The organism is Salipiger bermudensis (assembly GCF_020171625.1).
Classification (GTDB): Bacteria; Pseudomonadota; Alphaproteobacteria; order Rhodobacterales; family Rhodobacteraceae; genus Salipiger; species Salipiger bermudensis_B.
Genome location: NZ_JAIUZY010000011.1, coordinates 39,356 through 53,943, shown reverse-complemented (window position 1 = coordinate 53,943; position 14,588 = coordinate 39,356). Strand labels below are relative to the sequence as shown.

Sequence of the window (14,588 nt, the reverse complement as noted above, 5' to 3'; positions counted from 1 at the left end):
CGTCTCCCCTCAGGCGGCCAGCGCGTAGGCGGCGGGGGCGACCAGCGCGCCGTCCTCGCCGAAGATGTAGACGTGCCGCGCGTCGAGCCAGACGTCGAGATCGGCGCCCAGCGTCAGGTCGTGCACGCCGTGGATCAGGCCCACCCAGCGCTCGCCGTGATGATCGAGGTGCACGAAGGTCTCGGAGCCGGTGAGCTCGGTCACCTGTAGCTTGGCGGTGAACTTCATCGCCTGCGTGCCGCCGCTCATGATCTCGAGATGATTGGGCCGGAAGCCGGCGGTGTAGCGCCCGTCGGGCAGCTCGGCGAGCTTGCCGAGCGCCGGCGTGCTCTGGCCGTCGCCGAACATCAGCCGGTCACCGGTCTTGGAGACGGCGAGGAAGTTCATCGGCGGATCCGAGAACACCCGCGCGGTGGTGGCGTCGACCGGCTGGCGATAGACCCGCGGGGTGGGGCCGAACTGGGTGATGCGGCCTTCCCAGAGCGTGGCGACATTGCCGCCGAGCAGCAGCGCCTCCTCCGGCTCGGTGGTGGCGTAGACGAAGATCGAGCCCGAGGCCTCGAAGATCTTCGGGATCTCCTGCCGCAGCTCCTCGCGCAGCTTGTAGTCGAGGTTGGCCAGCGGCTCGTCGAGCAGCACCAGACCGGCGTTCTTGACCAGCGCGCGGGCCAGAGCGCAGCGCTGCTGCTGGCCGCCCGAAAGCTCGAGCGGCTTACGGTCGAGCATCGGGGTGAGCTTCATCATCTCGGCGGTCTCGCGCACCCGGGTGTCGATCTCCTTGGCGGAGACCCCCATCAGCTTTATCGGCGAGGCGATGTTGTCGTAGACGCTCATCGACGGGTAGTTGATGAACTGCTGGTAGACCATCGCCACCTTGCGGTCCTGCACGCGCTGGCCGGTCACGTCCTCGCCCTGCCACAGGATCTGGCCGCTATTGGGCACGTCGAGCCCGGCCATCAGCCGCATCAGCGAGGTCTTTCCCGCCGTGGTCGGCCCGAGCAGCACGTTCATCGTGCCCTTTTCCAGCGTCAGGTCAGTGGGGTGGATATGGGTCTGCCCCTCCACCACCTTCGACACGCCCTTGAGTTCCAGCGTCACCGGTCGTCCTCCCTATTCCGCCGCCGCGACGGCGCGCCGTTGCGCGTCCATCCAGCGGTCGAGCCGCGCCACCTCGTCCTCGGACAGGCGCAGGCCCAGCTTGTTGCGACGCCACACCACGTCCTCGGCGGTGCGCGCGTATTCCTTGTTCATCAGCCACGTGACCTCGGTCGCGGTCAGCGTGGCGCCGAAATCCTCGCCCAGATCCGCCAGCGTCTTGGCCCCCTTCAGCATCTCTGCCGCCTCGGTGCCGTAGGCGCGCACCAGCCGGCGGGCGTGGAATGGCGTGAGATAGGGGTGGGCGCTCGCGAGATCGGTGACCAGCCGGTCGACCCCGTCGACCGGGAAATCCCCGCCCGGCAGCGGCACACCGGCGGTCCACGGTCCCTTGGCCACGGTCAGGTGCGCGCCGATCTTCTCGAGCGCGCTTTCGGCAAGCCTGCGATAGGTGGTGATCTTGCCGCCGAAGACGTTGAGCAGCGGCGCGCCGCCCTCGGCCTCGACCTTGAGCGTGTAGTCGCGGGTGGCCGCCGTGGCGCTGCTCGCGCCGTCGTCATAGAGCGGGCGCACGCCGGAATAGGTCCAGACGATATCGTCCTCGCCGATCGAGCGCTTGAAATACTGGTTGACGAAATCGAGCAGGTAGGCGCGCTCTTCCGGGGTGCAGACCGGGCGCTCCGAGGGGTCGTCGTGCGCCGCGTCCGTGGTGCCGATCAGCGTGTAGTCGGTCTCGTAGGGGATGGCGAAGATGATCCGCCCGTCGGTGCCCTGAAAGAAGTAGCACTTGTCGTGATCGTAGAGGCGGCGCGTCACGATATGCGAGCCGCGCACCAGCCGGATGCCCTCGCGGGTGTTGAGCCGGACCTTGCTGCGGATGATATCGCCGACCCACGGCCCACCGGCATTGACCAGCATCCGCGCCCGGTGGGTCCGCATCTCGCCGGTCTCGGCATCCTGCGTGTCGATCCGCCAGAGATTGCCCTCGCGCGCCGCCGAGAGCGCCTTGGTCCGGGTCAGGATCTCGGCGCCGCGGGCCTCGGCATCGCGGGCATTGAGCACAACGAGGCGCGAATCCTCGATCCAGCAGTCGGAATATTCGTAGGCGGTCTCGAGCCGGTCGACCAGCGGAGCGCCCTCGGGGGTCCCCTTGAGCGACAGAGTCGCAGTGCCCGGCAGGATCTTTCGCCCGCCCAGATGGTCGTACATGAACAGCCCCAGCCGGATCAGCCAGGCCGGGCGGCGCCCCTTCATCCACGGCATGACGGTGGTCAGAAGCTTCGAGGTCGGGGTGTCGCTCTCGAAGCGCATGTCCTTGTGGTAGGGCAGCACGAAACGCATCGGCCAGCTGATATGGGGCATGGCGCGCAGCAGCACCTCGCGCTCGATCAGCGCTTCGCGCACCAGCCGAAACTCGAAATACTCGAGATAGCGCAGCCCGCCGTGGAACAGCTTGGTCGAGGCCGAGGAGGTTGCCGAGGCGAGGTCGTTCATCTCGGCCAGCCGAACCGACAGGCCGCGGCCCGCCGCGTCGCGCGAAATGCCGCATCCGTTGATGCCGCCGCCGATCACGAACAGATCGACCACGTCGATGTCGTGGCTGTCCCGCACAAGCTCCTCCTCACCTTGGCGTGAGCGATAACCTGCTTGATTGTGGGCGCGCCCGCAAGCGAAAATCTTCGCTTATGTTCGGTTTCTCATAAGTCGTTCATTTGTATCGGAATTAGGGGGCAGCGTTCTCTGCAGTCGACCTAACGTCAACATTTGAACACCCTTGGCTCTCGGTTTGGGAGGTTTGGGCGGCGCGTTTACGTCAGGCGATGCCGCCTTTCCACGCGCTTGTCCGAAGAAGCGAACAAAAGCGAAAATTTCGGGTGTGGAATTGCCGCGCCCACGCCGCGAAACCGCATCGAAGAGCCGGAAAGCGATCGGGCGACCGGAAACCGGGCGCGTTTGACGCGATGCAGAGCCCCAAACGCAGTTGCGCCCCGACGGTGGGTCGGGGCGCAACAAGCGGTTCAAAAGGGCGGAGGCGGTCAGTGGCTGTGACGCGGCATGATCTTGTTGCCGATGTCGCGGAACTGATCGGCGCCGTCGAGCACCATGCCTTCCGAGAACTGACGCACCCGGTCGCGGAAGATCGCCTGCCAGGGCGACTGGCTCTCGGGCACCTTGTAGCCGCCCTCGGCCTCGAGCGCGGCCCGGCGCTCGGCAATCTCGGCCTCCGAGAGCTGAAGCTGCACCTGCCGGGTGTTGAGATCGACGCGCAGGCGGTCGCCATCGCGCAGGATGGCGAGGTTGCCGCCATCCGCCGCCTCGGGCGAGGCGTTGAGGATCGAGGCCGAGCCCGAGGTGCCGGACTGGCGTCCGTCACCCATGCAGGGCAGGCCACGGATGCCCTGCTTGATCAGGTAGGAGGGCGGCCGCATGTTCACCACCTCGGCGCCGCCGGGATAGCCCTTGGGCCCGGCGCCGCGCATCACGAGGATGCTGTCAGAGGTGATGTTGAGCGCCGGGTCGTCGATGCGCTTGTGGAAGTCCTCGGGGCCGTCGAACACAAAGACCGGGCCTTCGAAGGCCATCGGGTCCTTCGGGTTGGTCAGGTAGCGGTCACGGAACTCCTCGGTGATGACCGAAGTCTTCATGATCGCGGTATCGAACAGGTTGCCCGTCATGTTGAGGAAGCCGGCCTCGGGCGTCAGCGCGCGGTCGAGCGGGCGGATGACGTCGTCATTCTCGCAGGGCGCATCGCGATAGAGTTGCCCGAAGGCTTCGCCGGTCACGGTCACCGCATCGGGATGCGGCACCAGCCCGCCGCTCAGCAGTTCGGCCACCACCGCCGGCAGGCCGCCGGCGAGGTGGAAGTCCTCGGAGAGATAGGCCCCGGCCGGCTGCACGTTGGCCAGGAGCGGGATCTTGTAGCCATGGGTTTCCCAGTCGGCATTGCTGATCTCGATGCCGAGATGCTTGGCGATGGCGACGAGGTGGATCGGTGCGTTGGTCGAGCCGCCGATGGCGGAGTTGACCACGATGGCGTTCTCGAACGCCTCGCGGGTCATGATCTGCGACGGGCGCAGGTCCTCGTGCACCATGTCGACGATGCGGCAGCCGGTGTAATAGGCCATCTGCCCGCGCTCGCGATAGGGCGCCGGGATCGAGGCCGAGCCCGGCAGCTGCATCCCCAGAACCTCGGCCAGCGAGTTCATCGTCGAGGCCGTGCCCATGGTGTTGCAGTAGCCCACCGACGGCGCCGAGGCGGCGGCCATGGTGAGGAAGCCCTCGCCGTCGATCTCGCCGGCGGCGTGTTTCTCGCGCGCCTTCCAGATCACCGCGCCCGAGCCCGCACGCTCGCCCTTGTGCCAGCCGTTCAGCATCGGGCCGACCGAGAAGGCGATGGCGGGGATGTTCACCGTGGCCGCGGCCATCAGCAGCGCCGGGGTGGTCTTGTCGCAGCCGATGGTCAGCACCACGCCGTCGATCGGGTAGCCGAACAGGCTCTCGACGAGGCTGAGATAGGCGAGGTTGCGGTCCAGCATCGCGGTCGGGCGCTTGCCGGTCTCCTGGATCGGGTGCACCGGGATCTCGAGCGGGATGCCGCCCTGCGCGCGGATGCCGTCGCGGGTGCGCTTGGCCAGCTCGACGTGGTGGCGGTTGCAGGGCGACAGGTCCGAGCCGGTCTGGGCGATGCCGATGATCGGCTTGCCCGAGCGAAGCTCTTCGAGGGTCAGCCCGTAGTTGAGGTAGCGCTCGAGATAGAGGGCGGTCATTTCCGGATCGCCCAGATCGTTGAACCAGCTCTCCGAGCGCAGCGTCTTGCGTGTTGTGTCGGTCATGATGGTCTCCGGTGGGTCAGTGGCCGGTGATGCCGGGGAAGATGATGAGCAGGGCGACGGCAAGGACCTGCATGGCGATGAACGGCAGCAGCGAGCGGAAGATGTCGCCCAGAGAGATGTCCGGCGGCGCCACGGATTTGAGGTAGAACGCGGCCGGGCCGAAGGGCGGCGACAGGAAGCTGACCTGCATGTTCATCGCGAAGACCACGCCGAACCAGACCGGGTCATAGCCCATGTCGATGACGATGGGCACGAAGATCGGCATGCACAGTAGCGCAATGCCCACCCAGTCGAGGAACATCCCCAGCACGAAGAGGATCGCCATCATGAACAGGATCACCACGGTCGGGTTGTCCGAGATGCCGGTGATCAGGTTCGACACGAAGTTGATGCCGCCCATCAGGTTGAACACGCCCACGAGGGCCGAGGCGCCGATGCCGATCCAGACGATCATGCCGACGGTGCGCAGGGTCTGCTTGGCCGCGCCGATCAGCAGCGACAGGCTGAACTCGCCGCGGATCACGGTCGACAGCGTCACGCCGATCACGCCGATGGCCGAGGCCTCGGTGACCGAGGCGATGCCGCCATAGATCGAACCCAGCACGAAGATCACCACGAGGATCGGCAGGAACAGGCCCTTGAGCAGGCGCAGCTTCTCGCCGCGGGTGATGTCCTCGGGCTCGGCGATGGGGGCGAGCGCGGGGTTCATGTAGGCGCGGATCAGGATGTAGGCGGCGTAGAAGCCCGCCAGCATCAGGCCGGGCAGGAAGGCCGCCGAGAACAGGTCGCCGACCGAGACGTTGGCGGTCAGGCCGTAGATGATGAGCACGATCGAGGGCGGCACCATGGTGCCGAGCGCGCCGCCGGCGCAGCACACGCCGATGGCGAGGTTGCGGTCATAGCCCAGCCGCAGCATCTGCGGCAGCGCCAGCAGGCCCAGCAGGATGACCTCGCCGCCGATGATGCCCGACATCGCGGCCAGCACCACGGCGACCAGCAGCGTCTGGATCGCGACGCCGCCGCGGATGCGGCCGGCGAGCACCTTCATCGCGTCGAACAGGTCGCGGGCGATGCCCGAGCGGTCGAGGATCGCCGCCATCAGCACGAACATCGGCACCGACACGAAGACGAAGCTGTTGACGAAGCTGAAGATCCGCGAGGTGATCAGCGGCACCGCCATCGGGCCGAACCAGCCGAGGGCGAAGATCAGCGCCACCAGCAGGGTGACGAAGGCCAGCGGCATACCGGTGAGCAGCAGCACCATGAGCATGACGAACATCGCGAAGGTCGCGCCACCGATGCCCATCGCCTGAAAGTCGGGGAGGAATTCCATCACTTGGCCTTCTTGCGCAGGTAGTTGACCGTGAAGATCGCGAACTGGATCGCCAGCAGGATCATGATGATCAACAGGAAGATCTTGAGCAGCCCGGGATAGGGCGGGTTCCACGCCGAGCCCGAGGTCTCGAGCCGGAAGTCGCCCTGCGGGGTCCAGGCGGCGCGCTCCACGCTCAGCCAGGCGGCCCAGGCAAAGAACAGCGAGGACACGAGGCAGGCCAGCGAGATCGCGACGTCGAAGGCGCGCTTCATGCCGGCGTTCAGCCGGTCGTAGAACAGCACCACGCGGATGTGCTTGTCGATGGCGGCGGCGTAAAGGCCGCCGAAGACGAAGGCGCTGGCGCTGAGGAAGACCACCGTCTCGTGCACCCAGCGGGTGGGCGAGTCGAACGCGTAGCGCATCACCACCTCGTAGAACAGCAGCCCGGCCGCGGCGAGGATGCCGATGGCGAAGAGCAGGCCCACCGCGTTGACCGCATGGCCGAACATGCCGGCTTCGGGCACCGGCTCGGGCGTCTTGTTGTGCGAGGAGAGGGTTTCGTCGATGGCGTCGGTCATGGGGAGCGCGGCCTCCGGAGCGGAAAGGAAAAGCCCCCGGCCGGGGCCGGGGGCGACAGTTGGGACGGCGAGGGTTACTCGGCCGTCATCAGACCTTCTTCGACGAGGTATGTGGTGAGCGTGTCGTAGACCTTCTGCGAGTTCTCCGACGCGCCGGCGGCCTTCTCCCACTGCGAGCGGGCGATGGTGCGGAACTTGGCGCGGTCCTCGTCGGACCAGTCATGCACGGTGATCTCGCCGCCGGCCTTGGCCTCTTCCACCGCTTCCATGTCGCGCTGGTGCACGGTTTCGGACTGGTAGGTGGCGAACTCCTTCACCGATTCTTCCAGCGCGGTCTGCAGGTCCTCGGGCAGCGCGTCCCACTTGGCCTTGTTCATCGACACTTCGATGAGCGGCATCGAGTGGAAGCCCGGGTAGACCGGGTGCTTGGCCACGTCGTGCAGGCCCTGCGCCGCGTTGGTCGAGAAGGTGTTGTAGTCGGCGGCATCGATCACGCCCTTGTCGAGCGAGGTGAAGACCTCGGAGCCCGGCAGGTTCACCGGCGAGGCGCCGGCGGCGGCGAAGACGTTCTGCACCATGCCCTCGGGGGCGCGCAGCTTCAGGCCCTGCAGGTCGTCGACACCTTCGAGCGGAACCTTCGAGACGAAGGCCTCGAGGCCGGGCGTGGTGGCGCCGATGAAGTGCAGGCCGTAGGGCTCGAGCATCTCGTTCATCAGCTCCTTGCCGCCACCGTTCTCGATGAAGTCGAACATCTGCTCCGGCGCGGACCATGCGCCCACCGGGTTGGCGATCAGGCCGAAGGCCGGATCCTTGCCCGAGGCGTAGGAGGTGTCGGTGAAGTGGCCGTCAAGGATACCCGCGGCGACCGCGTCGAGGGTCTCGGAATGCGCGACGATGGTCTCGACGGGGAGCATCTCGATGGCGACGCGGCCATCGGTCTTCTCCGAGACCATCTCGGCCCATTCTTTCTGCAGCATGAAGTTGGTGTTGCCGGCGGGGTCCGAGGACTGGAAGCGGAAGCTGTGTTCCTGCGCCTGTGCAGCACCGCCGAGCGTGGTTGCGATGGCGATGGCAGTCCCGAGGAAAACGCCGCGGCGTGTGAGGGTCGTCATAAGAGGGCTCCTCCCTTTTGAAATCCGGCTCGAACGGGGCGGGCCCGTCTCCGAGTCGGCGGCAAGATATGTGACCCGATATGACAGCGCAATCATTTTGTCTGTCCCCGGGTTTGGCGCACTTCTCCACTCGCCGCATCGGGAATTGCGGCGCTTGGGCGAGGGCGCAGGGCCGGTTTCGGTGATCGCGGGTAAGATAAGTATTGAGCACGGTTTTTCTTGAACAAACCGGGCGGTTCGGCGATGCTGCGCCGGCACGGAAGGACCGAAACAGCGCGATGCCCCGCAAGAGCAAGACCCAATCTGACCGCCCGACACTGGTGGATGTGGCCCGCGAAGCCGGTGTCAGCGCAATCACCGTGTCCCGGACGATTCGGTCTCCCGAGATCGTCTCGGAGCGTGCTCGCCGCAAGGTCGAGGAGGCGGTCCGCAAACTCGGCTACACGCCCGACCCTGCGGCCTCGGCACTGGCGTCGCGCAGCACCTCGACCATCGGGCTGCTGGTGCCGTCGCTGACCAACAACGTCTTCGCCGACGTGCTGCGCGGCGTTTACGAAGGCGTCGAAAGCACGCGCTTTTTCGTGCAGATCGGCAATTACCGCTACAGCGCGCTGTCGGAGGAGGGGCTGATTCGCAACTTCCTCAGCCAGCGCCCGGCGGGGCTGATCGTCTCGTCGATGGACCAGACACCGGCAGGGCGCAAACTGCTCGAGGAGGCGCCGTGCCCGGTGGTTCAAATCATGGAAACCGGCGCCGACGCGATCGACATGAGCGTGGGTTTCGACCAGCTCGAGGCGGTCCGCGCGGCGGCGCGCCACGTGGCCGAATGCGGCTATCGCAGGCCGGGCTTTCTCAGCGCCCGGATGGACCCGCGGGCGCAGCGCCGGCTGGCAGCGTTCCGCGAGGTTGCGGCGGCCAACGACATGCTCGACGAGGCGCGCATCATCACCACGTCGCAGCCCTCCTCGGTGGGCATGGGTCGGCACCTGCTCGAGCAGCTGCTGGCCCGCGCGCCCGAGACCGACGCGGTGATCTGCAACAATGACGACCTCGCCGTCGGCGCGCTGATGGAGGCGATCCGGCGCAATATCGCGGTGCCCGAACAGCTTGGCATCTGCAGCTACAACGACATCGAGATGGCCCGCCACATGGTGCCGGCGCTGACCGCCGTGGCCACGCCCCGGCGCGAGATCGGCCGCCGCGCCATCGCCATGCTGCTGGCCGAGATCGAGGCGCCGGGCGCGGTCCGCGAGCGCCATATCGACCTTGGATACGAGCTGGTGGTGCGCGAGTCGACCGCGCCGCGCTGACCACGTTTAGACGGGCAGGAGACCCTGAACATGAGCGACACGACAACCGCGCTGATCGCGCTGGACTGGGGCACGTCGAGCCTGCGCGGCTTTCGCCTCTCGGGCTCGGGCGAGGTGCTCGACAGCCGCGCCTCGGCGCACGGCATCCAGCACCTGCCCGAGCCCGGCGAGGCGGGATTCGAGGCGGCCTTCGCGCAGCTTTGCTGCGACTGGCTGGCGGCGGCCCCGGTGCCGGTGGTGGCCGGCGGCATGGTCGGCAGTGCGCAGGGCTGGCGCGAGGTGCCCTATCTCGCCTGCCCGACGCCGCTTGCCGGGCTCTACGAGGCGGCAGAGCGCGTGGTGACCCGCGACGGTGTCGAGATCCTGCTGGCGCCGGGGCTGATCTTCGAGCCCGAGGGCGGCACCCCGGAGGTCATGCGCGGCGAGGAAATCCAGATCGCCGGAACGCTGGCGGGGCGCCCCGACTGGCAGGCGGCCTCGACCCTTGTCCTGCCCGGAACCCATTGTAAATGGGCCGAGATCCGCGACAACAGCGTGACCGGCTTCGGCACCTACATGACCGGCGAGATCTTCGCGCTGCTGCGCAGCCACTCGATCCTCGGGCGGCTGATGACCGATGCGCCGATCCGCGAGGACGCCCGCGCCGAGGCCTTTGCCCTCGGGGTGGCGCAGGCCGCCAAGGCCGGCCCCGGCGACCTGGCGCGCCAGCTCTTCAGCACCCGTACGCTGGGCCTGACCGGGCAACTGCCCGGCGGCGCGCTGGCCGATTACTGCTCGGGGCTGCTGATCGGGCACGAGATCGTCTCGGGCATGCGCGGCAGCGGCGAGGCACCGGTGGTGCTGGTGGGCAGCGGGGCGCTCTGCGCCCGCTACGCCGAGGCGTTGCGCCAGCTCTCCGGCGAGGGCCCCGCCGCCATCATCGAAAACCCCGCCCCCGCGGGGCTTCACCGTTTCGCCCGCGACGCGGGCCTGCTTCCTTAGGAGACCTGACATGACCGACATGACCCGCCCGCAACGCCTTGACGCCGCCTGCGAGGCCCTGCCGCTGGTCGCCATCCTTCGCGGCCTGCGCCCGGAGGAGGCGGTCGAAATCGCGCAGGCGCTGTTCGACGCGGGCTTCCGCCTGATCGAGATCCCGCTGAACTCGCCCGAGCCGTTCGACAGCATCGCCGCGGTGCGCAAGGCGCTGTCCGCCGAGGCGCTGGTGGGCGCAGGCACCGTAACGACGCTCGCGGACGTGGCGCGGCTCGATGAGATCGGCGCCGATCTGGTTGTGATGCCGCACGCGGATACCGGGGTGATCGCGGCGGCAAAGGCGGCGGGGATGATCTGCATTCCCGGCATCGCCACCCCGACCGAGGCCTACGCGGCGCTCAACGCCGGCGCGGCCGCGCTCAAGGTGTTCCCGGCAGAACTGGTGGGGCCGGCGGCGGTCAAGGCGATCCGCACCATCCTGCCCGCCGGAACGCGCCTCTTCCCGGTGGGGGGCATCGCGCCCGACACGATGGGGCCGTTCCGGAGTGTCGGTGTCGCGGGCTTCGGCCTCGGCAGCGCGCTCTACAAGCCGGGCGATACCGTCGAGACGGTGGCCGACAAGGCGGCGCGCTTCGTCACCGCATGGCGCGAGGGCTGAGGTTACGCACCAAGGCGGGGTGGTGACGGACGCTGCCCCGTCTTGGTCATTTGACATCGCGCCCGTTGTAGTAGGTTGGTGTCGGTGACCTCTGGCCGCGTGGCATAGGCGCCGAGCGGCATCCTATTGGGCAGCGCGCTGTTCCGGGTGCCCCACGATTATGCCACCGGTCCCACTCGTTTCTCGAACGTCCAGGCTCCGCCAAACGGGGGCGACTTGCCTTACCGCAATGACTGAAACCGCGCGGCATAGGCGCCGAGCGGCATCCTATGGACGTTGCGCTGGCCCCGGCGCACCGCGATTTGGCCGCCGGTTCCGCTGGTCTCCCGAACGATGCAGCGTCGTCGAACGGTGGTCGATCCGTTCATGCTCAATCGCGGGACCGCGCAGCGGTCGCCCGGCGCGGTCGTAGGCGTCCCATTTTTTACGGGCTGACACGCATCCGCGGGGCCAGCGCCCACAAACCTCAGCCGCCGAAGCTGCGCATCCCGCCGCCGGTCCTGGAGCTGCCGAAGCCGCCGCGCGAGGCGGCGGTGGCGCGGGTCAGGGGCGGTTTGCCGACGGTCACCGGGGCCTTGTTGAAGGTGTTCGGGCTCAGATTCGCCCGGCCGGTGTTGTTCGCATAGGTCGTGCCGCCCGCGGGCGTGGTGAAGCGGCCGTTGGCGTTGCGATACATCGGCTGTGCCGCAAGGCCACGCTGCCCGCCCAGCATGTTGCCGATCAGGTAGCCTGCCAGCAGCGGCATGAAGATGCTGCCCGACCCGCCGCTCGTCGCCTGCGCCTCGGAGCCGCAATTGCCCTCGCCATACTGCTCTTCGCAGACCTCGAGGCTGTCATAGCGCGGCGCGGTCTCGGCGTGCAGCGTCTCGGCCTCGGCGAAGGCGTCGGCGCAGTCCTGTTCGGAGAACAGGCTGGTCGGGCCGACGGCGCTGCGGCAGCTCTCGAGATCGGGGAAGGCCTGCGCCTCGACCGGTTCCTCGCGGCATCCGGCGAGCGCGAAGGAGGCGGCGCCGACGATGGCGAGGGCGGCTGTGCGGGAGCGTTTGGTCATGGCTGTCTCCGTCAGTCTCGGATGAAATGGGGTTTGAAGCGCGACAGGTCCTGGGTGATCCGCCCGCGATCCTCGCGGATGCCGATGCCGACGCAGCGCTCACCGGCGATCCATGCGCCGATCACCGGGCGGAAACCGCCGAAGACCGGCAAGGGGTGATAGGCCTGCGCGATGCGCGGGTGGCCGGCATAGCCGTCCTGGCTTGCGGTCTCGGTGACCTCGCCATCCTCGACGATGCTGATCGACGCGCCCTCGCGCGAGAAGATCGGCTTCAGGACGTGGCCGAGGCGCATCGCGTCCGAGGCCCGTTCGAGCCGGGCGGCGGTCTCGGGCGACGGTTCGGTGAGGTCGGTCTCGAAGAAGGCGGGCAGCAGGTTCGGGTGGTCCTCGAACATCTCCCACAGCACCGGCAGGATGCCCTTGTTGGACAGGATCGCCTTCCAAGGCGGCTCGATCATCCGGCACTGCGCGGTGGCGAGATGCCGGGCGTAATCGTCGCGCAGCAGGTCTTCCCACGGGTAGAGCTTGAACAGCGTGCCGATCACCCGGTCCTCGTCGTCGAGGAACTGCCCGTCCTCGCTGATGCCGATCTTCTCGAGATCGGTGTAATGCGCGCCAAGCCCCGCCTCGCGCGCGGCCCAGCCAAGCGCCTCGACGGTGGCGTAATCCTCGGGCGCGCCCGACATGGCAGTGAAGTGCAGCTGCGTCTCGGGGGCGAACATCGCGCCGAGACGTTCGACGATGGCCTCGTGGAGGCCGTTGAACTGGTCGTCGTCCGCGCGAAGCACGCCACGCGCCTGCTGGTCCTCGAACCACTGCCACTGGAACGCGGCGCTCTCGTAGAGCGAGGTCGGGGTGTCGGCGTTGTACTCCAGCATCTTCGCCGGGCCGTCGCCGTCATAGGCCAGATCGAACCGGCCGTAGAGCTCGGGCTCACCATCCTGCCAGCTCTGCGCAATATAGTCGCGATGGGCCTCGGGAATGGCAAGCCTGTCGAGCAGCTGCTCCGAGCCGATCACCCGCGCCACCGCCTCGCGGCACATGCCGTGCAGCTCGGTGGCGGGATCCTCGATGCGGTCCTCGATTTCCGACAGCGTGAAGCAGTACGCTGAGCTTTCCTCCCAGTAGGGCTCGCCATGCATGTCGGCAAAGGTGAAGCCCTGGTCGGCGGCCTTGTCGCGCCAGTCCGGGCGCTCCGGCAAATCGAGCTTCTGCACCTGTCGTCCTTCCTCCTGTCGCCGCGCCGGTCCGGGGCGGCGGTGTTGCGCGATATATGGGCGGTTCGCGCCGGATTGTGAACGGGGCATTCGGAAAAAGGCGGATTGCAGCCCCGGGGGTGGCGGGCCTGCGCCAAACGGCGGGGGGGAGGCGGCGCATGGGGAAGAGAGGCCGCACCGGGCCGGGCGGGGCTGCAGGCGCTGAAGGTCGGCATCCGCGCCCCCGGACCCGACGATTGCCAAGCTCCCACGCGCGCGCTGGCCACACGGACCCCGGTTCCGCGCACGCGTCGCGGACGGAGGGGCGTCCTGCGACGGGGACAGGCTCACTCCGCCGGGTGCCGCTGCGCGGTGGCGCGTCGGTTGACCCAGCCTTTCAGGCTGCGTTCGGCGGGGCGTTCGAAATAGAGGAACAGCAGCAGCGAGCCGACGAGGGACAGCGCAAAGGCCGACGCTCCGACCAGAAGATCTCGGTAGGGCAGCTCGCCCACCAGCCGGCTGCAGATGCGGATCGCGGGCTGGTGGATCATGTAGAACGCGAAGGAGGCCTCTCCGAGCAGCACCATCGTTCGCCCCGACAGAACGCCGCAGATCGCCCGGCTCCGGTCGAGATGAACCCAGAGCAGCAGCGTCACCACCGGCAGGAAGAACAGCGACATGCGGAACGCCTCGGGAACGCTGTCGGCCACGAACATCGCCGCGAACAGCAGCCCCCAGGCCAGCGGCAGCGCGGCCCGCGGCAGGCGCATGCCCCGTTGCCAGAGGTCGTAGAGCGCCATGCCGGCGAGGAACTCCAGCAGGCGAAAGCCCGGGAAGATGTAAAACACCCAGTGCCCCACCGTGCGCTCCCCGAGGAGGATGACACTGTTGTAATGCGCGACGGCGTAGACCGCGCAGGCCACCACCGTCAGGCCCAGCAGCGCGGTCAGCAGCCAGCGCCGCGGCGCGGCCACGAAACACAGCGGGAAGAAGCACAGGTAGAAGAACATCTCGTTCGACAGCGACCAGGACGGCGCGTTGAGCGAGAAGTAATAGGTCGAGTCGGGCACCCATGACTGCAGGAAGGTCAGGTTGAGCAGCGCCACCGGCGCGGTGAGGTTGTTGCGCCAGACCCCGACCAGCACATAGGGCAGCGCGGTCGCGAGGTGCAGCGGTGACAGCCGCGCGAGGCGCAGCGCCATGAAGCGGGCGTAGGACATCTCGCTGCCGGTGATGCGGCCTGTGTAGGAATGCGACAGCACGAAGCCCGACAGCACGAAGAAGAACGACACGCCGACAAAGCCCTGCGCGAGCATGGTCTGCAGCCAGTCCGGCGCCGAGGGCCATGGCACGTGGCTGAGAAACACCAGCAGCGCCGCGATGAAGCGCAGGCCGGTCAGCTGGTCGAGCCGGGGGGCACCTCCGGTGTTCATCGCAGAGACCTCTGAAAGGGGCGTCGTGTCGC

At 67.8% G+C, this 14,588-nt stretch carries 12 protein-coding genes; 3 read left to right on the top strand and 9 right to left on the bottom strand.

Annotation, left to right across the window (positions count from 1 at the left end):
• Positions 1-9: 9 nt before the first annotated feature.
• The 6 genes from LCM15_RS17050 to LCM15_RS17025 all read right to left on the bottom strand — a co-directional run bounded on the left by LCM15_RS17050 (position 10) and on the right by LCM15_RS17025 (position 7,933).
• A complete protein-coding gene (locus tag LCM15_RS17050; protein ID WP_224858520.1) occupies positions 10-1,098 on the bottom strand; it encodes an ABC transporter ATP-binding protein in 1,089 nt (362 codons plus the stop codon).
• Between the two features lie 12 nt (positions 1,099-1,110).
• Positions 1,111-2,706, bottom strand: a complete 1,596-nt coding sequence (glpD, locus tag LCM15_RS17045; protein ID WP_224858518.1) for a glycerol-3-phosphate dehydrogenase — start codon at positions 2,704-2,706, stop codon at positions 1,111-1,113.
• A 425-nt stretch (positions 2,707-3,131) separates the two neighbouring features.
• The gene (locus LCM15_RS17040) at positions 3,132-4,928 is read right to left on the bottom strand and encodes an IlvD/Edd family dehydratase (RefSeq protein ID WP_224858516.1); all 1,797 of its coding nucleotides are present in this window, start codon (positions 4,926-4,928) and stop codon (positions 3,132-3,134) included.
• Positions 4,929-4,944: 16 nt separating this feature from the next.
• Positions 4,945-6,261 (bottom strand): TRAP transporter large permease, encoded by a 1,317-nt coding sequence (locus LCM15_RS17035; protein WP_224858514.1) that lies wholly within the window; start codon positions 6,259-6,261, stop codon positions 4,945-4,947.
• Entirely contained in the window at positions 6,261-6,821 is a 561-nt protein-coding gene (locus tag LCM15_RS17030) for a TRAP transporter small permease subunit (protein ID WP_224858512.1), read from the bottom strand. The genes LCM15_RS17035 and LCM15_RS17030 overlap by 1 nt, the downstream gene beginning before the upstream one ends.
• A gap of 74 nt (positions 6,822-6,895) precedes the next feature.
• A complete protein-coding gene (locus tag LCM15_RS17025) occupies positions 6,896-7,933 on the bottom strand; it encodes a TRAP transporter substrate-binding protein (protein WP_224858511.1) in 1,038 nt (345 codons plus the stop codon).
• Positions 7,934-8,211: 278 nt separating this feature from the next.
• Here LCM15_RS17025 and LCM15_RS17020 point away from each other — a divergent pair, with 278 nt between their 5' ends.
• From LCM15_RS17020 to LCM15_RS17010, 3 genes are read left to right on the top strand one after another with little or no spacing between them, the layout of a single operon-like run.
• Complete coding sequence (locus tag LCM15_RS17020; RefSeq protein ID WP_224858510.1) at positions 8,212-9,243, top strand: LacI family DNA-binding transcriptional regulator; 1,032 nt, start codon at positions 8,212-8,214, stop codon at positions 9,241-9,243.
• A gap of 30 nt (positions 9,244-9,273) precedes the next feature.
• A complete protein-coding gene (locus LCM15_RS17015) occupies positions 9,274-10,224 on the top strand; it encodes a 2-dehydro-3-deoxygalactonokinase (protein WP_224858509.1) in 951 nt (316 codons plus the stop codon).
• Between the two features lie 10 nt (positions 10,225-10,234).
• Positions 10,235-10,876 (top strand): 2-dehydro-3-deoxy-6-phosphogalactonate aldolase, encoded by a 642-nt coding sequence (locus LCM15_RS17010; protein WP_224858508.1) that lies wholly within the window; start codon positions 10,235-10,237, stop codon positions 10,874-10,876.
• A gap of 466 nt (positions 10,877-11,342) precedes the next feature.
• On the opposite strand, the gene LCM15_RS17005 is transcribed toward LCM15_RS17010, so the two are convergent.
• The 3 genes from LCM15_RS17005 to LCM15_RS16995 form a co-directional block, all read right to left on the bottom strand.
• Positions 11,343-11,927, bottom strand: coding sequence for a DUF1190 domain-containing protein (locus tag LCM15_RS17005; RefSeq protein ID WP_224858507.1), 585 nt, complete (start codon positions 11,925-11,927; stop codon positions 11,343-11,345).
• Positions 11,928-11,938: 11 nt separating this feature from the next.
• Positions 11,939-13,144, bottom strand: coding sequence for a glutathionylspermidine synthase family protein (locus LCM15_RS17000; protein WP_224858506.1), 1,206 nt, complete (start codon positions 13,142-13,144; stop codon positions 11,939-11,941).
• Positions 13,145-13,470: 326 nt separating this feature from the next.
• Positions 13,471-14,556, bottom strand: coding sequence for an acyltransferase family protein (locus LCM15_RS16995; RefSeq protein ID WP_224858505.1), 1,086 nt, complete (start codon positions 14,554-14,556; stop codon positions 13,471-13,473).
• Positions 14,557-14,588 lie beyond the last annotated feature (32 nt).